Here is an 18741-nt window from a genome sequence, read left to right as displayed (position 1 = left end):
TGTTGTTTAACTAACAAGGATTAGTACAAAAGCAGGACCAGCGCCGTTGGCCGGTGGCCCGAGCAGCTCCTTAGCTGCGGTAGGCCAGCGGGTTAACGCCGGTCTGCTTTTTGAAAAACGTGTTGAAATACGTTGGGTACTGAAAGCCGAGGCAATAAGCAATTTCGGCCACGTTGTGGCGGGTATTGCTCAAGAGCAGAATAGCCTCGCTGATCAGCTTTTCGGTAATGTGCTGGCTCGTGGTTTTGCCCGTGGCCGTACGCACCGCCCGGTTCAGGTGATTTACGTGCACGGAGAGCTCCTGGGCATAGTCGCTGGGCGTTTTCAGCTTCAGCGAGTACAGGGACGTGTCGACGGGAAACTGGCTGGCCAGCAACTCCAGAAACAGGGCCGCCAGCCGGGCTGCCGCGGAACTGTCGCCGTGCAGGGTTTCGCCGCGGGGCGGGCTGCCGGCTTCGGGGGCGGCGGCCGGCCCGGCTGCAGGCGTCACCGGTGGCGTCGTCAGAAAGCGGTGGTAGGCAATTTCGAGCGTCACCAGCACATCCTGCGGTCGAAATGGCTTGACCAGGTAGCCCTGGGGCCGGGTGGCCTTGGCTTCCTCAATAAGGGAGGCATTGGCAAAGGCGGAAATGAAAACAAAGGGAATGTTGTGTTCGTCCAGGTGCCGGGCCAGGTCCAGGCCGGTTTGCTCGCCCTGCAGGTAGATGTCGAGCAGCACGATGTCGGGCCTTTCGTGCTGCAGCAGCTCCCGGGCCTCGGCCACGGAAAACGCCTGCCCACAGACGCGGTACCGGGCCTGCTCCAGAATCATCTGCAGCTCGTGGGCTACCAGAAACTCATCTTCTACGACCAGCACGCTGGCAGTTGTCGGTACTACGGGGGAAAGCATGGCCGATAGGGGTCAGGTAAGCGCCAGGGAAGGTTTGGGGTGTTTGACGGGCGTAAACTGCAGGCTGATCTGCACGCCGCCGGTGTGCTGAATCTGCAGCCGCCCGCCGATTTGCCGGCTCAGCCCCCGAATCATGTGCAGGCCCAGGGTAGAGCTCTTGTGCAGGTCAAAGCCGGCGGGCAGACCGATGCCGGTGTCTTGAATGGTCAGCCTGCATTGCCCCTCGTGCAGCTGCAGGCTGACCGCCACCGGGCCGGGCTGCCCGGCCGGGTAGGCGTATTTAAGGGCATTGGTCAGCGCCTCATTGAGGATGAGCCCCACGGGCACGGCCAGGGAGGCATCCAGGCTCAGGGGCGCCACGTTCAGTTCCAGGCGCACCGAATCCTGGCGGTTGAAGGAATGCACCAGGTGGCGGGCCAGCTCCGGAATGTAGGCCTGCATGGCCACCAGCGAGGGCCCGGCCGACTGGTACAGGTTCTGGTGAATCAGGCCCATGGTGTGCACCCGGTTCTGGCTTTCGCGCACGGCCGTCAGCGCGGCCGGGTCCTGCAGGTACACGGCCTGAGAGGAAAGCAGGCTGCTGATAATCTGCAGGTTATTTTTGACCCGGTGGTGAATTTCCTTCAGCATCCATTCCTTTTCTTCCAGCAGCGTGTCTTTGTCGCGCAGCAGGCCTTCCTTGTCGCGCAGGACCTGCTCGAGAAACGCGTTTTTGCCGTTGATTTCGGTTTGCTTGGCTTCCAGCAGCCGGTTGCTGCGCTGCTTGAGCCGGTAGCGGTTATACACGGTCCCGCTGAGCAGCAGCAGCAGCAAAGTGCCGCCCAGCGTCGCGTTGCGCTGAAACTCCTTCTGCTGAATGCTGACCTGCTGCACGCGGTTTTGCTTGGTGAGCAGGGCAATGTTCTGCTCCTTTTCCTTCGTGGCGTACTGAATCTGCAAACTGGCAATCTGCAGGCTTTTCTTCTCGTTGAAAACCGAGTCGTGCAGGGCCTTGTAGCGCTGGTAGTGGGCCAGGGCCTGCCGGTAGCGGTGCTGGGCCGAGTCGACTTTGAATAGCAGCAGATGCAGGTTCCCGTTGCGGCGCAACGAGCCGCCCTGCTTGTTCAGGGCCAAGGCCTGATTGAGGTAGTGCCGGGCTTTGTGGTACTGCTGCACCGTCATGTAGTAGTTCCCGATTTTCTGGTAGGCCATAAACCGGTTCCGGTAGCTTTCCCCCATTTCTGCTTCCAGGGCCAATATCTTCAGGTACTGCCGCTCGGCTAGGTCGTAGCGCCTGAGGGCCATGTAGCACTCGGCCAGGGCAAGGGCGGCATCCAACTCGACCCGGGCCGTAGCCGGCGGGTACTGGCGCAGCACGTCCGAGTAAAACGCCAGGGCTTGCCGGGCCTGGCCCTGGGCTAGACGCGTAGAAACAATGTGCCGGGCCGCATTTAGTACCTGATCCACCTTGTTCTCCCGTTGGGCATGAAGCAGGGCCTGTTCAAAGTAGGCAGTTGCCTCCGGCAGCTGGTTTATTTCCTGATTGGCAATGCCGAGCCGGGCATAAAACAGGGGCAGGTCCGTCGTGTCGTGGCTGCGCCGGGCCGCTTCCACGGTGGCTAGCCCGTAGCGGATGGCTTCCCGGTAGTTGCCCATGCTGCAGTTGACCGAAGCCAGTAAGTCGTAGGTGTAGTGCAGGCGGGGATGCCCGATGGCGCGGTACGTGGCCAGGACCTGCAGCAGCTCGCGCAGGGCCAGCGCATAGTTGCCCTGGGTATAGTGCACGTCGGCCACGGTTTTGAGCAAGTAGGCGTCCTTTTCCCGGTTGCCCAGCTTCTGGTAAAGCCGCCGGGCCCGCTGGTAGCATCTGATTCGGCCCGCCAAATCGTGGTTGGGGCCGGTGTAGGCCTCCGCGGCATAGTACCAGCCCTCGGCCTCAAGCTGCCCGTAGCCGCAGCGCCTGCTCAGATTGATGGCCGCCGACAGCAGGCGCTGCGCTTCCGCGGGCTGGCCCGAGTCGAACAGCAGGTAGCTCAGCAGATAGCGGCTGCGGATTTGCCCGGGCTTATAACCCAGGGTCGTACTCAGCGCCTCCGCCCGGCGGCTGCAGGCGTAGGCGCTGTCTTTATCCGCGGGGCCACCCGGCCCGTTATACTGATGCAGATAGTACTCGCCCAGGCCCTGAAGGCGCTGTACCTGATGGGTATCCGCGGGGCTTTTTCGCACCAGGGCCCGCAGCCGGGCAACGGCCGCCGGGTGCAGGATTGGGTAGATGGGCTCGGCGTGCAAACCACTGCCTAGGTGCAGAAAAAGTACAAAAGCTGCCAGATAGCCACGGTGCATACGAAATCCGGTAAAAGGCTGCCTGCCAGGTAGCTGGCCCCGCCATTCTGTTTGGGCATAAACTCAGCCCCGGCACCAAGGCCGTGGGGGACTACATCCGCCCCGGCAAGGGGAGCAGGGTACTATGGGCGAAGCTGAATATACACTATTTGCCATAAACCCCTGCAACAGCCGGTATAATTTCGCAGCAAAAAAAGCTGCACTACCGGCAGCGCGACCTGGCCGGGCCCGCGTAGCGCGGCAATCTTACCCGGTCATGCGGTGCCCGTCGGCTGGCCGTGTATCTTCGGCACGGTTTCTATCCGCTACCGGCCTGGCGGTGCTTTTTGCCCGTTGAGCATGCCGCAGCCGGCTGGGCGGGTCTTTTAACGTTTTCGAAAAATAGCCGGCCAGGCTCATCAGCTCCATTCGCATGTCCTCCGACCTCCGCCTTTTCGGTATTCGTCACCACGGCCCGGGCAGTGCCGCCAGCTTGCTCAAGGCCCTGGACGAGTTCCAGCCCGACATTGTGCTCCTGGAATGCCCGGCCGACGCGGAAAAGGTGCTGGCCCTGGCTGCCACGCCCGATTTGGTTCCGCCGGTAGCCCTGCTTGTTTACAACCCCAAGCAGCACCAGCAGGCCTCGTTTCTGCCCTTTGCCGAGTTTTCGCCCGAGTGGCAGGCCGTCCGCTGGTGCCGGCAGCACGCGGCTCACCTGCGCTGCTTCGATCTGCCCATGGCCTTGCGCTTTGCCTTGCCCGCCGCCATTGAGCACGAACCGGCGCCGCAAACCGAAAGCCCCCCGGATGCGGCACCTGAAGCCGCAGATTCCGCCGAAAATACCGCCGAGTTGTCCCTGGAAGATACCCCGCTGCGCCTGGACCCCATTGCCCACCTGGCCCGCCTCGACGGCTACCTGGACGGGGAGCGGTGGTGGGAAGCCCGCATCGAGCACAGCGCTGGCCGCGCCGATGCGTTTGACGTAGTGCTGCAGATGATGACGGCCCTGCGCGAGGAACTGGCCCAACCCGAGTCGGAGGAAACCCTGCTGCGCGAAGCCTACATGCGCGAAACCCTGCGCGCCACGGGCAAGCAGGGCTACCAGCGCGTGGCCGTGGTCTGCGGAGCCTGGCACGCGCCCGTGCTCCGGGCCGAAACCTTGCCCGACTACGCCAAAGCCGACAAAGCCCGGCTTAAGGGCCTGAAAAAAGTGCCCACCCAGGCCACTTGGGTTCCCTGGACCTACGAGCGGCTGGCCTGGCAGTCGGGCTACGGGGCGGGGGTACTCTCGCCGGCCTGGTACGAACTGCTCTTTACCCAGCCCCACGACCGGGTCGTGACGCACTGGATGGTGCGGGCAGCCCACGTGCTGCGCGAGCAGCAACTGGATGCTTCCTCGGCCCACGCCATTGAGGGCGTGCGGCTGGCCGAGGCCCTGGCCGCCGTGCGCGGCTTGGCTTTGCCCGGCATCGAGGAGCTGGAAGAAGCCGCCGTGAGCATCTTTGGGGGCGGCTACGCCGAAGCTCTGAGTCTGGTACACGAACAGCTGGTAATCGGGCAGAAGCTAGGTGAGGTGCCCGAGGAGCTGCCTGCCTCGCCCTTGCAGCAGGATCTGGCCTTACAGCAGAAAACCTGGCGCCTCAAGCCCGAGGCGGCCCGCAAGCCCCTGGCCCTGGATGTGCGCAAAGACCTGGATTTGGGCCGCAGCCACCTCCTGCACCGTCTGGCGCTGCTGGGCATCCGTTGGGGCAAGCCCCAGCGCGTGAGCGGCAAAAGCGGCACCTTTCACGAGGTGTGGGACCTGCAGTGGAAGCCTGAAATGGTGCTGCAGCTGCTCGAAGCGGGCCGCTGGGGCAATACTGTCTTGGAAGCCGCCAGCGGCGCGGCCCGGCACCGGGCCGCCCAGGCCGGTCATCTGGGCCAGATCGGGGAGTTGCTGGAAGAAGCCCTGCGCGCCGATATTGGCCCGGCCTTGCCGGCTCTGGTGGCCCGCCTCGAAACGCTCAGCGCCGACACCCGCGACGTAGTGCACCTGCTCACGGCTTTGCCGCCGCTAGTCAATGTGCTGCGCTACGGCAACGTGCGGCGCACCGAAACCGCCCAGGTGGCCCAGGTGGTGCAGCATCTGGTGCCCCGTCTGTGCATTTCTCTGCCCCGGGCCACCACCGGCCTCGACGCGGGTGCCGCCGCCCAGCTGTTGGAGCAAGTGGAAGCCGCCCACCAAGCCGTGCGGCTCTTGCCCGACCCCGCTGCGCAGGCCGACTGGTACGCCGCCCTGCACGTCATCAGTCGGCAACCCGGCAGCAGCGGCTTGCTAGCCGGCGCCGCCACCCGCTTGCTCTTCGACGGGCAGCAGCTCGGCGCCGAAGACACCGCTACGGCGCTGGGTCTGGCGTTGGCGCCGGCCCAGGCCACCGAGTACGCCACAGCTTGGATTGAAGGTTTTTTGCGCGGTAGCGGCCTGCTGCTGATTCACCACCGCCCTTTGTTCGACTTGCTCGACGTCTGGCTTTCGGACCTCGACGAAGCCGTGTTTCAGGAAGTAGTACCGCTGTTGCGCCGCTCCTTCGCCGATTTCACCCAGCCCGAGCGCCAGCAGGTGCTGGCCCTGGCCGGCGGCTCGGCGGGCCGCAAAGCCGCGCCGGCCGCCGATATCGACCTGGAGCGGGGCCTTTACAGTCTGGCCGGGCTGCGGGAGCTGCTGGGCCTGGAAGCCTGAGCTGGAGTAGCGGGCAAGCCCACCCGAGTGGGCAGCTGATGGGCTGGTGAGAAAAGGCCGCGGCGGGTACCAAATAGGCTTTTATCGGCTACCTTCCGGCTCCGCTCTTGCTTTCCTTGTCGCATGAAATTTCGCCTCTTCTGCCTGACCAGTGCCCTGGCGGCCGTTTTCTTTGGTTTCACCGGGCCGAGGGTCCAGCGCTACGACCTCATTATTGCCCACGCCAACGTGGTGGACGTGGAAACCGGCCGGGTGCGCCCCGACCAAACCCTGGGAATCCGGGACGGGCGCATCGCCTACCTGGGCAAGGCCCGCCCCATGGCGGCTCCCAAAACCGTGGACGCCCGGGGCCGCTACCTGATTCCGGGCCTCTGGGACATGCACGTGCACTTTCGCGGCGGCGACTCCCTGGCTGCGGCCAACCGCAATCTGCTGCCGCTCTACCTGGCCCACGGCATCACGACGGTGCGCGACGCGGGCGGCGACCTGACCCCGCACATTTTCCGCTGGCGCGAGCAACTGGCGGCCGGGCAGCTGGCCGGGCCCCGTATTTTTACCTCCGGACCCAAGCTCGACGGGCCCAAGGCCTTCTGGGCCGGCTCCCTGGAAATCGAAACGCCCGCTCAGATAAACCGGGCCCTAGACTCGTTGCAGAAGCTGCGCGTCGACTACGTCAAGCTCTACGAAAGCACCATCTCGCGGGAGGCGTTTTTGGGTGCCATTGCTGAAGCCGAAAAACGGGGCCTGACTACCACCGGCCACATGCCCTACACCGTGACCCTGCGCGAAGCCGCCGAGCAGGGCCTCGACGCCACCGAACATTTGTACTACCTTCTTAAAGCCTGCTCCAACCGGGAAGACAGCATCACGGCGGCCGTGCAGGCCAGCCTCAAAACGAGCAAGCCCCTGGGCCTGTTTGCCGTGTTGCCCGCCGTGTACCGCACCTACGACCCGGCCGTGGCCGCCCAGACCTACCGCCTGCTCAAGCAGCGGCGCACGGCTGTGGTGCCCACGCTCTTCATCCAGAAGCTGCTCACCGAGCTGCCCTCCACCGACCATGCCCGCGACACCATGCTGGCCTACATTGCGCCCAGTATTCAGCGCACGTACGCCCGCCGTTTGGCCGGGGCCCGGGCCCAAAGTCCCGCCACCCGGGCTTTCAACCAGCAGCTCGGAGCCCGGTTTACGAGCTTGGTGCCCCAACTGCAGGCCGCTGGCGTGACGCTGCTGGCCGGCTCCGACAGCGGCGCTTCCAACTCCTACGTGTACCCGGGCACGTCTTTGCTGGGCGAGCTGGAGCTCATGGTAGCAGCCGGCCTGACGCCCACTCAGGCCCTGCAGGCGGCCACCATCAACGGAGCCCGGTTTCTAAAAGCCGACCAACGCTCCGGCACTATAACCGTGGGCAAGGAGGCTGACGTGGTGCTGCTTGATAAGAATCCGCTGGAAAATATCAGCCATCTGCGCCGGGTGCAGGCAGTCGTTTCCCGCGGCCGGCTCTACACCGCGCCGGAGCTGCGCCGCCTGGTGCAGGCCGTCAAGAATCCCTAACGTTTCGAGCCATGCCCGTTCGTACTATTCTCCAGCTGGGCCACCCGCTGCTGCGCCAAGTAGCCGCGCCCGTAGCCGACCCCACCGCACCCGAAGTGGCGGATATTGTAACCGACCTGACCGACACCGTGGCCCATTGGCGCGCAACGACTGGGTACGGCCGCGCCATTGCCGCCCCGCAGATCGGGGTGCTACAGCGCGTAATTCTGCTGCGCCTGCCGGGCCAGCCAGTCTGGCCGCTGATTAACCCCAGCATTATCGACCACAGCCCCGACACGATGGAAGTCTGGGATGCCTGCCTCTCGTTTCTGTCGATTTTTATGCGCGTCCGGCGCTACCCCTGGATTCAGGTGCGCTACCAGGACCTGCAGGGGCACTGGCACGAAGCCCACGCTGGGGCGGAAGACGACCTGGCCGAACTGCTCCAGCACGAAATGGACCACCTGGACGGCATTCTGGCCCTGGACCGCCTCACCGACGTGAATAGCATTTGCTCCCGCCAGGAGTTTGAGCGGCAGTTTAAGGCCGATAGCCCATACGGGCGGTAAATGAGGATCTTACCTCAGTAGTTTAACTTGGGTAGCCAGTGTTTCGGCTGGCATTCTGAGCAAACACTCACCGTCAATTAAGGCGTTTGGGCCAGCTTTTCAGCCCGAAACAAATCATCAGCCGCCTGCAGAATCTTGGCTTTGAGCTTGGGGTTGTACTGCGGGTGGGCGGCCAGAAACTCGCGCACGGTGCGGGCAGCCGTGGGCGTCTGGTAGCTGCTGAGCGTGGCCTGCAGCCAGGAGTAGGGAAAGAAAATGTCGCCGGTCTGCTGAATTTCCTCCAGTAGGGCCAGGCTCTGGGGTAGGTACTTTTCTGAGGTAGTTGCGCGCAGGGGGTGGTGCAGATACCCTAGGGCCGTGACAACCCAGGCCTCTTTTTCACGGTTCCGTTCCTGCGCCAGGGAGGCAAAAAATGCGTCGCGGGTACTGGCCTCGGGCGCCAGGGCCGGCATCAGGAACTGCAGGCGCTGTTGCCGGTCGGGATTCGGAATGCGGGCCAGCTGCGCGGGTAAAATGGGTTGAGCAGCGGGGTAGTCGCGCACGGCCAAGGCCAGGGCCAGGGCGGTGTAGTCGTCCTCGGTCAGCTTTACCCCGACGGGTGCTTGTTGCGCTTGCCAGATTTGGTAGAGCCGGTTTTGGGCCTCCTTGGTCAGGGCCACCGACTGATACGTTTTGAATAGCTGCTTCTTGGAATTGGGTACCGGGTTTTTCTGTATAGCCGCCCACAGGTCCTGCTCCAGGCCTGGCCCTACGGCCCGACGCTGTGCCGGGCTGAGGAATTGCCAGAAGATGACGCTGGCCTGGCCCGTGAGCAGCTTCAGATTTAACTCTTCCGGCTCACGGGTCAGGACCTGGCGGTAGGCGTCCAGCAGTTCCATGGGCTTGACAACCACGCCGCGAAGCATGTTCTCGTACAGGTTCACGTAGGTGGCAGCACGCGTCACGGGACTAGTCAGCTTGGTGAGTTCGGGCAGAAGGTCCGGCTCAACCGGAAATACGCCGTAGCCTACGCCCGTGCTGTTGAACACAATACGACGCGGTACAAACGGGAGCCAGACACGCTTTTCTCTGTCATCCATTTTCACGCTTAGCTGCCGCTGCTTGCCACTCGCCGATTCAATCAGGACTTCAAACTCCTGCGGCCAGAGTCGTTCTGAGCCGTCTTCGGCTTGTTGAGAGATAGTCAGAAGAGGCTTAAGCCGGTCACTGCCCTCATTCCTTAAGATACGGTAGTCGAATACGGGCCGGCCGGGCTGATTCACCCATACCTGGTTCCAGGCCTGCAGATCGGCCGGGGTGCGGGCGTCCAGGATGCGGATCAGGTCGGGCCAGGTAGCATTGCCGTAGGCGTAGGTTTTCAAGTACTCGCGCAGCCCGTCCCGGAAGGCGGCTTCGCCCATGAGCCGCTCCAGCTGCCGCATCATGATGGGGGCCTTATGATAGATAATGTTGCCGTAGAGCGAGCCGGCATCCTGCAGGTTGGCCAGCTCCTGCCGGATGGGGTTAGCTCCCTGGGTGCGGTCCACGCCGTAGGCGGCAGGGTAGTGGTCGACCACGAATTTGAGGTCGTAGTTGGAGCCAGCCACGGCCACCTGGGTGATTTTGTCGGCCATGAAGTTGGCAAATACCTCCTTCATCCACACGTCGTTAAACCACTGCATGGTTACCAAATCACCGAACCACATGTGGGCCGTTTCGTGGGCAATGAGGTTGGAGCGGGCCAGCAGCTGGTCCTGGGTGGCACCTTCGTCCAGAAACAGGGTGCTAGCCTTGTAGTCGATGGCGCCTACGTGCTCCATGCCGCCGTACTGGAAGTCGGGCAGCGCCGCGAAGTCGAACTTGCGGAAGGGGTAGGGCAGGCCGGTGTAATCCTGCAAAAACGTCAGCGCGTCGGCGTGAATCTGGAAGATGGGGTTCAGGCTTAGGCGCAGCTTGTCGGCGTCGGTTTCGCGGTGCAGCAGCTGCATCGGGCGGCCGTTTAGGGTTTTATTTACCGGGGTGAACCGGCCCGCCGCAAACGAGAACAGGTAGGTGCTGATGGTGTCGGAAGGGGCGAAACGGTAGGTTTTGCTCTCGGCCCTTACGGTCGAATCCTGCAGGGGGCCATTGGCTATTGCGTGCCAGGTTCTAGGCAAGGTCAGGCTTAGCGTAAACGTGGCCTTGAGGTTGGGCTGGTCGAATACCGGAAACACCGTGCGGGCCCGGTCGGGCACGAGCAGGGTGTAGAGAAATTCCTCGTTGCGGTTCAGGCTCTGGTTGCCGGCCACGAAGTCAATTCGAACTTCATTCCGGCCCGCTTGCAAGCAGGCCGCCGGCAAAATCAGGTGCTCGTCGTGGTGCTCAATGGCCACCGGTTTTCCATTAACCGTCAGGGTGCGCAGCGCCGCCGTTTGCTCCTTGAAGTCGAGCTGCACGGGCTGGGAGGCGTCGCCCAGCTGAAACCCGACGGTTTCGGTCGCCAGAACCGGCTCGGCCTTCCGGGCCGGAATGGTCAGCTGCAGCGCGTACGTGACCCGGGAAATACGCCGGGCCCGGTCCTGGGCCAGCTCCAGGCTCACGCCGGGCGCCACGGCGACGGGCGTGGTGGCGGCAGTCGGCGGGGCCAGCTTTGCGGTGCAGCCCAGCAGGCCGAGCAGCAGGCCGAAGCTGGCCCCGCGCGCCGTCGTGCTGTATAGCTGGCGGTTTGCCAGTAGGGGCCGGAGTAGGGTGATTTTTGGTGCTTTCACGCAGTTTTTGCCGGTAATTGGTCGGGACAGTGACTCTTTCCCAATCACCGGCAAAATAACACCGAAAGAAGGGTGGAAAGGAATAGTGTAGCGGGCATCAGCGCCCTGAAATGCCCGTCATTACGCTTCGGCTCACTAGTAGAGCCTACGCAAAAAGCCCTGACCGGCGGGGGTAGGGCTTTCTTGCAATAGCGGTCGGGGGGTGGGCTCCGGCGGCGAAAAGTTGCCAAGCTCCTTGAGCAAGAGGTGCTTATCCTTCGGCAGCAGGCGGGTTGCAGAGGTGATTCGATAGCACGGCAATTGTTGCCCCGCCTGTTACCACACTTTCGGGAAAAAGACTTTGTTGTAGAGGCTGGTTATGGGAGTGGTATGCACATCACCCCCGTTGAGCCAACCCACCAGGTCGAAGCGCGGCAAGGAGCGCTCAAACAGCTTAAGACCGTCTTCTACATAATCAGGTACCACAACGGCCGATTGAATGCCGGGCTGGGGGGCCCGCAATAAGGTTAGCCGGGGAAATTTGATTTGGTCAAACTGTTGCACCAACTCCGGAGTTGCCTGGTCTTTGCTGCCATCAAACTTGAAAAAGACGTTGTTCCAGTCTATACGCTGCGCCCGCCGGGTCCATTTGTCCCGGGCTTCCTCATCGGAGTGATAGTGCAGAAATTGAATTTCTACCTCCCCGCCCAGGGTGGCAATCGGAATATAGTGCGGCCATCGGGCCCGTAAGGCGGTTATGGATTCATAGCGTGACTCGGCCTGAAATTCCAGGGGCTGCGCCAGGTAATACTGCGGGTTGGATACGAGCTTCAAGTAGCAGGGGGCCGCCAGCATCAGCCCAATGAAAGGCGTATTGAAGGGCAGGTTAAAGTGCTTGTATACTTCAGCACCCCAGCAGTCATTGGAGATAATCGTAAAGGTTTTGTTTTTAAGGCGGCGACGGTTGATAATACGGCCCAGCCGCTCCCGGCGCTGGTCGATGAAGTAACTCATGAAGCTTACTTTGTAGGGGTGTAATGCTGCTCTTGTATCCTGGGCGAGTACTCGCCATTCTCACAATCACACTGGTTGATCAAACTCGGTTCGCCGCCAACTATACGTAAGCTCTAGGAAGTAGATGGTATGAATGTGCTTCAAACCGCCCCATGAACATAGCGGGCGGCAATTAGGGGTGGCAAATATAGGTATAACAGGTGCTTAAAATGTCGAGTATTTATTCAATCAGAATAGAGGCGTTAGGTTTGACGGCGGCCGTTGGCCGGCTGAATCAGTCCTCACGTTCAGGCTAGGAGATAAAACAAAGTAAAAAGCCCCGGTCTGCGGCAGGGCTTTTACTTTGCCGTTGGTAAGAGCGTTGTCCTGCGATTACGAAGCGTCTTGACGTAGTCAAAAACGCCAATACCTGCTAGTGCGGTAGTTCATCCGTACTTTCAAGGGCCCGTTTCGGTGAAGAGCCGGAAGTACCGCCAATCCGCCACTGCCAGTTCCCTCTTTTTCTCATGAGCAACGCCGCCCGCTGGAAGCTCGTGCTCGGCTCCCCTGCCGACGCCGACAACGACATCCCGCTTTCCCCCGACTACGGCCACATGGACCAGGTGCTGACCGCCCTCTACGACAGCGAGCAGGCCGAGCGCAAGGCCGGACTGGGCGGTTCGGCCCCCAAAGTCAGTCGCTGGCTGGGCGACATCCGCCGCTATTTTCCTTCCTCGGTGGTGGCCGTGATGCAAAAGGACGCCATGGAGCGCCTGGGTTTGCAGCAGCTGTTGCTGGAGCCCGAAGTGTTGCGCACCGTCCAGCCCGACGTGCACCTGGTGGGCTTGCTCATGTCCTTGGGCCGGGTGATGCCCGCCAAAGTCAAGCACACGGCCCGGGAAGTGGTGCAGCGCGTCGTCCACGACCTGGAGCAGCGCCTAGCCAACCCCCTGCGGCAGGCCGTGCAGGGCGCCTTGAGCCGGGCCGTGCGCAACCCACGCCCCCGCTACCAGGAAATCAACTGGGCGGCCACGATTCGGGCCAATCTTAAGCACTACCAGCCGGCTTACAAAACCGTGATTCCCGAGAAGCTGGTGGGTTTCGGCCGGCGCGGGCAGGCCCTGAAGGAAATCGTGCTCTGCGTAGACCAGAGTGGGTCTATGGCCGCCTCGGTGGTGTATGCCGGGGTGTTCGGGGCAGTGCTGGCCTCGCTCAAGGCCGTCAAAACCCACATGGTGGTCTTCGATACCAGCGTAGCCGACCTCACCCAGGAGTTGCAGGATCCGGTGGATTTGCTCTTTGGTATTCAGCTCGGCGGCGGCACCGACATCAACCGCGCCCTGACGTATTGCCAGCAGCTCATTACCCGGCCCGCCGATACGATTATGGTGCTCATCAGCGACTTGTACGAAGGCGGCAACGAGGCCGAAATGCTCCGGCGAGCCGCCGCCCTCAAGGCTGCGGGCGTCACGCTGGTGGCTCTGCTGGCCCTCAGCGACGAAGGCTCCCCCGGCTTCGACCGGCGTATGGCCGAACAACTGGCCGCCCTCGGGGTTCCTTCCTTTGCCTGCACGCCCGACCAGTTTCCGGCCCTGATGGCCGCCGCTATCCAGGGCCGCGACCTGGGCACGTTTGTGCGCTAAGCGGCCCGGGGGCTAATCCCCGGCCGGTTTTTGGTCGTATGCTCCAGCAACTCATTCGTAACGCTTATACTCCAATGGAATTTTCCTCTTCCCGCCCCGAAGACCTGCTGTTTGATGCGGCCCGCCGCGGCGACGTTGCCCAGCTGCAGCAGCTGCTCACCCAGGTCGACGTCAACACCCAGAACGGCAAAGGCTTTACCGCGCTGATTGTGGCCGCCTACGACGAGCACCTCGAAGCCACCCGCGTGCTGCTCGAAGCCGGCGCCGACCCCAATGTGCAGGACGTGAGCGGCAACACAGCCCTGATGGGCGTCTGCTTTAAGGGCTACCCCGACATTGCCCGCCTGCTGCTAGAGCACGGTGCCAACCTGGATTTGCAGAACGGCAACGGCGGCACGGCCCTGATGTTTGCCACCTTGTTTGGCCGCAACCAGCTCGTCAAGCTCGTGCTTGAGGCCGGCGCCGATACCAGCATCCGCGACGTGCGCGGCCTGACGGCCCTGGATTTGGCTGTGCAGCAGGGCAATGAGGAGGCCTTCCAGCTGCTGCAGGCCCAGCAGGCCTGAAGCCTGTATAGATTCTGCATCCTGCTACAAACAAAAAAGCCCGACCAGATGGCCGGGCTTTTTGCTGGAGTTCTTATGCCGCGCTGCTTAGTCGCTCGCGGGTGAGGATGGCCTGAATGGCCGGGGACTTCTGCACTTCCGGGGAGTAGGGCAGCTGGGCAATCTGCTCGATTGTCAGCTCCCCGTCGATATAGCGCTGCAGCTCGTGCAGCAGTTCTGGCTTGGGGCCGGCTCCTCCCATGGAGGCCACCGCAATACCCCATTCGGCGTGACGCTGGCGCTTGAGGCGGGCAGCAGCTTCCGTTTCGGGTAAGTCGGCAGGGATGGGTTTAAAATAAGGAGATTCCATCAGCTTACGCGGTTGGTGTTAGTAGCTATACGGTTCGGGCCCGGAAGGGGTAATGGAAAAGATGCTTTTACGGTTTCAGGCTTTCGAGTTGCTGTTCAGGTTACTAAACGGTTATGCGGTAGGACGTTGCCAGTAAAATAGGAGTTTAGGATGGCAACAGGCCGCTGCTGGGTATACAAGGAGAGCTCCGGTGGAAAATTTTCATTATTCCTTTACCTTTGTATCCTGGTTATCTTTAAATAGATTTAGAGGAAACAAATTACTTCGTTGTCCTGCCTAGGCCGAAGTATCCCGCTTTTATTCCGCGTTATGTCTGCTTCCTGTCCTGCCGAACCCCGCCTATTGACTTGTGCCATCCTGGATGATGAAGAAATCAACCGCTTTACTCTGGAACACTATGTAGCTATGAGCGGGCAGCTGCAGCTGGAAGCTTCTCTATCGGGCAGCGTGGAGGGCCTCAGTTTCTTCAGCACCGGCCGCCGCGTCGACGTCCTGTTTCTGGACGTGGAAATGCCCGACCTCAGCGGCCTGGATATGCTGCGCCTGCTGCCCGAACCCCCGCAGGTAGTTCTCACCACGGCCCACGAAACCTTCGCCTGGGATGCCTTCGAGCTGCGCGTGGCCGATTACCTGGTCAAGCCCTTCGACTACGAGCGGTTTCTGCAGGCCGTAGAGCGGGTGCGAGCCGTGGTGCTGGCCGACCCTAAGCAGGCCAACCGCACGTCGATGCGGCCTTTGGTATAATGTTCTGAATAAACCAGCAGCGGCCCGCTCCCAAGATTTCGGGAGCGGGCCGCTGCTGTTTCTGAGCTTTGGCGCTGTGCCCTTACGCCGGGTTTAGGGGCGGGTTGCTCACGTAGTGCTGAAGCTGCCATAAGAGCTGGGGCAACAGCTGCAGCAGCTGCTGAGCCGCCGCTTCCCGGGCATCGGGGGCCACGGCCGGGTCTTCGAGCGTGGCAATGCCGGGCAGCAGCTCCTGGGCCATGAGCAGCTTTAGGGAAGGCTTGATGCGGTGCGCCAGGGCACTGGCCCGGGGCCAGTCGGCGGCAGCGGCGGCATCCTGTAGCTGGCTGACGACGGCCGGCGTATGCGTCAGAAACGACTCCAGGATGCGTTGCACAAAGGCCGCGTTGCCGCGGGCCGTGCGCTCCAGGTCGGTCAGGGCAAACAGCGGGTGGGCGGGCCGGGCATCGGCGCGGTGCAGGGCCAGAATCTTGCGCACCAGCTCGGCCGCATCGAAGGGCTTGGCCAGGCAGTCGTTCATGCCCGCAGCCAGGTACTTTTCGTTATCGGCCAGGAAGGCGTTGGCCGTCAGGGCAATAATGGGCGTCTGGGCCCGGGCTACGTCGGGGTGTTGGCGGATGCGGGCCGTGGCCTCCAGGCCGTTCATGCCCGGCATCTGGATGTCCATCAGAATCACGTCGTACACGTTGCGCTCAAACAAAGCCAGGGCCGAGGCGCCGTCGGCAGCCGTTTCCACCACCGCCTCGTAGCTTTCCAGCACCAGCTGGGCCAGCTGCCGGTTCACGTCGTGGTCTTCCACCAGCAGCACCCGTAGGCCCCGCACGCTTTCCACGGCCGCCGCCAGATCCTCCTCAACGGTGGCCTGCTGCAGCGCCCGGATTTCCTCGGCCCCGGCCTTGGCAAAGGTCAGTGTGAAGCCAAAGGACGTGCCCTGGCCCGGCTCACTGCACATGAGCAGGTGGCCGCCGAGCTGCTCGACCAGGCTGCTGCTGATGCTCAGGCCCAGGCCCGAGCCGCCAAAGCGGCGGCTGGTGTCGGCGTAGGCCTGGGTAAAGGTCGAGAAGATGCTTTCCTGCTTGTCGAGGGCCACGCCCAGGCCGGTGTCGGTTACCAAAAAGCTCACGGTCAGGTCCTGGGCCGAGTCGGTGAGCACCTTGCCAGTGAGCGTGATGCCGCCGTGCTCGGTAAATTTGAGGCTGTTGCTGAGCAGGTTGAGCAGGACCTGGCTTAGGCGCTGCGGGTCGCTGAGTACCACTGGCTCGGCTGCCGTGGCCACGGCCTCGATGCTGAAGCTCAGGCCCTTGCTGGCCGCCTGGAAGCTGATGGTCTGGCCTACGGCCTGCAGGGTCTGGTTCAGGTTGAAGGGAATCCGCTCCAGCTCCAGCTTGCCTGACGTGATTTTGGCCACGTCCAGAATGTCGTTGAGCAGGCCCAGCAGGTGAGTGCCCGAGTTACGGATAATGTTCACGTATTCGAGCTGCTGCTCGGTCAGGGGCGTGCGGGTGAGCAGGCCGGCCATGCCCAGCACTCCGTTCATGGGCGTGCGAATCTCGTGGCTCATGTTGGCCAGGAAGTTTTCCCGGGCCGTGGCCGCCGCTTCCGCCTCGCGCTTGGCCCGCTTCAGCTCCGTAATATCGGTGCACACGGTCAGGACTTCCATCTCGCCGTGGGGGCGCCGCAAGGGGCGCTTCACCACCTGCAGCTGCAGCACCTGGCCATTGGCCAGGGTAAAGGGCAGTTCCCCCGAAATTTCGTCGCCGGTAGCCAGTACCACCCGGTTCCACTCGGTGAGCTGGCGCAGCTCCTGGGCTTCGGGCGTATCATCGGCTTCGCGCACCTGACGGTGGTTGCTGCGAGTCAGGATATCGGCAAAGCTGACGTTGCTGAATACAGCCTGGCCCTGCTCATTGGTCACGTAAAGCAGGTTGGGCGAGGTATCCACGACTTGGCGGATAAATTCCTGCTGCTCCTGTAGGCGCACCTCGGCCTGGTGGCGCTCCGTAATATCGAGGCCGTAGGCTACAATCAGGCGCACGGCTCCGTCGGGTCCGAACACGGGCTGCATCAGGCGCAGCATGTGGCGCGGCCCCTGGGGCGTCTGAATCGTTTCTTCCTGCGTGACGTGGCGCCGCTCGTCAATGACCTGGTCAAACATCTGCTTGCGCTGCAGGGCCAGCTCGATGGGGCGCTGCCGGTAGGCGCAGTATTCGAAGTGGTCCTTGCCGATAATCCAGGCCCGCACCTCCGGATTCTTGATGCCCACCGGATTGACGTAGAGGTAGCGGTGCTGGGTGTCAAAGACGCCGATGTCGGCGGGCAGCTCATTGAGGATGGTTTCGTAGAATTCGCGCTGCCGGGCCAGCTGCTGCTCGGCCTGGCGCCGCTCGGTCACATCCAGCCCGTAGGCTACCATCATGCGTAGGCTGCCGTCGGGATTGAACACCGGGTGAAACCGGCGCAGCACGTAGCTCGTGCCATTTTGGTCTTCCACCGTTTCTTCCCAGTGCACGTCGCGGTGGCTGGTCAGGGCCAGCTCAAACTGGCGCTGCCGCTCTTCGGCCAGAGCCCGGGGGCGCTGCCGGTACGCGGTTACCTCGTAGTTGTCCTTACCGATCAGCCACTGGCGCAGCTCCTCGTTCTGGGTCACGTTGGGGTTGGCAAACAGGTAGCGGTGCTGGGCATCAAACACGGAAACACCCACCGGCAGCTCCTTGAGAATGGCTTCGTAGAACTCCCGCTGCTCGGCCAGCTGCTGCTCGGCCTGGCGGCGAGCCGTAATATCGACCAGGTAGAGGGTGGCGTACTGCTCCCGGGGCACGGGGGCTACCTGCAACAGGTAATGCTGGGCGCCCACAGCTATTTCCTGGCGCTGGGTGCCGGCCGTGGCCAGGGCCGTCGTGACCAGGCTCAGCAATTGGGGGCGCAGCTCGGGCTCCGTATCGAGGGCCGCTACCAGCCCGACTGCCGCTGGGTTGGCGTAAATCAGCTCCCCGGTGGCCGTGAGGCGCACTACCGGGTTCGGGTTCTGCTCGGCAATCAGCGAGACGGTGCGCAGCTGGGCCTCGCGCTGGTAACGCTCGGTCACGTCGCGGTAGCACACCAGGCGCCCGGCCATCACGTTGTCGAGCACCAGATAGTCGCGCTCCAGCACCCGGCCGTCGGCCAGCTCTAGTTCCTCGTTCAGCACCGACTCGCCCCGCTGCCGAATGGCGCCGGCCTGGGCCAGGTAGTAAGCAGGGTCTTTGAAGTTGTGGCAAATGCGGGCCGCCACGGCCATGCCGGTGGTCTGGTGCAGCTCGCCGGGCACTTCGCTCAGGCCAAACAGCTCGCAGTAGCGCTGGTTGACCAGCTCCACCCGCCCGCTGTCGTCGACCAGCATAAAGCCCAGGCGCATGTTTTGCACCACGGCCGCCAGCTGGGTGCGGGAGCGGTGGGCCGTGGCTTGGCTGTCGGCCAGCTGCCGTTCCAGCTCGGCCACGCGGGCTTCGGCCCGCTGGCGGCGGGCCCGTTCCTGTTCTAGTTCGGCGGCAAGGGAATCGGGAGGAGCAGAAAGGGCAGACATAGAGCGGCGGGAGCGGAAGGAGAAAGGCGCAATAAAAGATAAATATACAAGGCAACAAATGCAGCAGCCAACTTCAAGAGACCAGTAGGCCCCTCGGAGCCAGGAACCGGCCAAAAGCGCGGGACCGAGTACGGCTAAACAATATTTTGCCGGCAAATGCAGTTTACCTCT

12 protein-coding genes are annotated in these 18741 nt (G+C 62.6%); 6 read left to right on the top strand and 6 right to left on the bottom strand.

All coding sequences use genetic code 11. The annotated features are described in order from the left end of the window. Nucleotides 1–70 precede the first annotated feature (70 nt). A complete protein-coding gene (locus MUN80_RS18310; RefSeq protein WP_244714999.1) occupies nt 71–889 on the bottom strand; it encodes a response regulator transcription factor in 819 nt (272 codons plus the stop codon). A 12-nt stretch (nt 890–901) separates the two neighbouring features. Further along, complete coding sequence (locus MUN80_RS18305) at nt 902–3211, bottom strand: tetratricopeptide repeat-containing sensor histidine kinase (RefSeq protein ID WP_244714997.1); 2310 nt, start codon at nt 3209–3211, stop codon at nt 902–904. Nucleotides 3212–3623: 412 nt separating this feature from the next. Between MUN80_RS18305 and MUN80_RS18300 the strand changes: the two genes are divergently transcribed. The 3 genes from MUN80_RS18300 (at nt 3624) to MUN80_RS18290 (ending at nt 8008) form a co-directional block, all read left to right on the top strand. Then, nucleotides 3624–5909 carry a DUF5682 family protein gene (locus MUN80_RS18300; protein ID WP_244714995.1) on the top strand — a complete coding sequence of 762 codons (2286 nt, stop codon included), beginning with the start codon at nt 3624–3626 and terminating at the stop codon, nt 5907–5909. 123 nt (nt 5910–6032) lie between these two features. After that, nucleotides 6033–7460 (top strand): amidohydrolase family protein, encoded by a 1428-nt coding sequence (locus tag MUN80_RS18295; RefSeq protein ID WP_244714993.1) that lies wholly within the window; start codon nt 6033–6035, stop codon nt 7458–7460. Between the two features lie 11 nt (nt 7461–7471). Beyond that, entirely contained in the window at nt 7472–8008 is a 537-nt protein-coding gene (locus MUN80_RS18290; protein WP_244714991.1) for a peptide deformylase, read from the top strand. A 77-nt stretch (nt 8009–8085) separates the two neighbouring features. Here MUN80_RS18290 and MUN80_RS18285 read toward each other — a convergent pair whose 3' ends face one another. Next, entirely contained in the window at nt 8086–10734 is a 2649-nt protein-coding gene (locus MUN80_RS18285; protein ID WP_375373962.1) for a M1 family metallopeptidase, read from the bottom strand. A gap of 315 nt (nt 10735–11049) precedes the next feature. Continuing rightward, the gene (locus tag MUN80_RS18280; protein WP_244714989.1) at nt 11050–11727 is read right to left on the bottom strand and encodes a DUF1919 domain-containing protein; all 678 of its coding nucleotides are present in this window, start codon (nt 11725–11727) and stop codon (nt 11050–11052) included. A 506-nt stretch (nt 11728–12233) separates the two neighbouring features. On the opposite strand from MUN80_RS18280, the gene MUN80_RS18275 reads away from it, so the two are divergent. Together MUN80_RS18275 and MUN80_RS18270 are read left to right on the top strand one after the other, a co-directional pair. Next, complete coding sequence (locus MUN80_RS18275; RefSeq protein ID WP_244714987.1) at nt 12234–13349, top strand: VWA domain-containing protein; 1116 nt, start codon at nt 12234–12236, stop codon at nt 13347–13349. A gap of 74 nt (nt 13350–13423) precedes the next feature. Then, a complete protein-coding gene (locus MUN80_RS18270) occupies nt 13424–13915 on the top strand; it encodes an ankyrin repeat domain-containing protein (RefSeq protein WP_244714985.1) in 492 nt (163 codons plus the stop codon). A gap of 73 nt (nt 13916–13988) precedes the next feature. On the opposite strand, the gene MUN80_RS18265 is transcribed toward MUN80_RS18270, so the two are convergent. Next, nucleotides 13989–14264 (bottom strand): hypothetical protein, encoded by a 276-nt coding sequence (locus tag MUN80_RS18265; RefSeq protein ID WP_244714983.1) that lies wholly within the window; start codon nt 14262–14264, stop codon nt 13989–13991. Nucleotides 14265–14573: 309 nt separating this feature from the next. Here MUN80_RS18265 and MUN80_RS18260 point away from each other — a divergent pair, with 309 nt between their 5' ends. Then, nucleotides 14574–15008: a LytR/AlgR family response regulator transcription factor gene (locus MUN80_RS18260; protein ID WP_244714981.1), complete on the top strand. Its 435-nt coding sequence runs from the start codon at nt 14574–14576 to the stop codon at nt 15006–15008. An 82-nt stretch (nt 15009–15090) separates the two neighbouring features. Here the strand turns inward: MUN80_RS18260 and MUN80_RS18255 are convergent, their stop codons facing one another. Next, nucleotides 15091–18570, bottom strand: coding sequence for a PAS domain-containing hybrid sensor histidine kinase/response regulator (locus MUN80_RS18255; RefSeq protein ID WP_244714979.1), 3480 nt, complete (start codon nt 18568–18570; stop codon nt 15091–15093). Nucleotides 18571–18741 lie beyond the last annotated feature (171 nt).

It is taken from the genome of Hymenobacter cellulosivorans (assembly GCF_022919135.1).
GTDB lineage: Bacteria > Bacteroidota > Bacteroidia > Cytophagales > Hymenobacteraceae > Hymenobacter > Hymenobacter cellulosivorans.
The sequence above is the reverse complement of the archived record's forward strand: the minus strand, read 5'-3'. Positions and strand labels throughout refer to the sequence as shown.

Excerpts from the sequence above, each read along its gene's own strand:
- MUN80_RS18255 (WP_244714979.1), bottom strand. The coding sequence starts at position 18,570 with ATGTCTGCCCTTTCTGCTCCTCCCGATTCCCTTGCCGCCGAACTAGAA.
- MUN80_RS18260 (WP_244714981.1), top strand. The coding sequence starts at position 14,574 with ATGTCTGCTTCCTGTCCTGCCGAACCCCGCCTATTGACTTGTGCCATC.
- MUN80_RS18290 (WP_244714991.1), top strand. The coding sequence starts at position 7,472 with ATGCCCGTTCGTACTATTCTCCAGCTGGGCCACCCGCTGCTGCGCCAA.
- MUN80_RS18270 (WP_244714985.1), top strand. The coding sequence starts at position 13,424 with ATGGAATTTTCCTCTTCCCGCCCCGAAGACCTGCTGTTTGATGCGGCC.
- MUN80_RS18300 (WP_244714995.1), top strand. The coding sequence starts at position 3,624 with ATGTCCTCCGACCTCCGCCTTTTCGGTATTCGTCACCACGGCCCGGGC.
- MUN80_RS18305 (WP_244714997.1), bottom strand. The coding sequence starts at position 3,211 with ATGCACCGTGGCTATCTGGCAGCTTTTGTACTTTTTCTGCACCTAGGC.
- MUN80_RS18265 (WP_244714983.1), bottom strand. The coding sequence starts at position 14,264 with ATGGAATCTCCTTATTTTAAACCCATCCCTGCCGACTTACCCGAAACG.
- MUN80_RS18280 (WP_244714989.1), bottom strand. The coding sequence starts at position 11,727 with ATGAGTTACTTCATCGACCAGCGCCGGGAGCGGCTGGGCCGTATTATC.
- MUN80_RS18310 (WP_244714999.1), bottom strand. The coding sequence starts at position 889 with ATGCTTTCCCCCGTAGTACCGACAACTGCCAGCGTGCTGGTCGTAGAA.
- MUN80_RS18275 (WP_244714987.1), top strand. The coding sequence starts at position 12,234 with ATGAGCAACGCCGCCCGCTGGAAGCTCGTGCTCGGCTCCCCTGCCGAC.
- MUN80_RS18295 (WP_244714993.1), top strand. The coding sequence starts at position 6,033 with ATGAAATTTCGCCTCTTCTGCCTGACCAGTGCCCTGGCGGCCGTTTTC.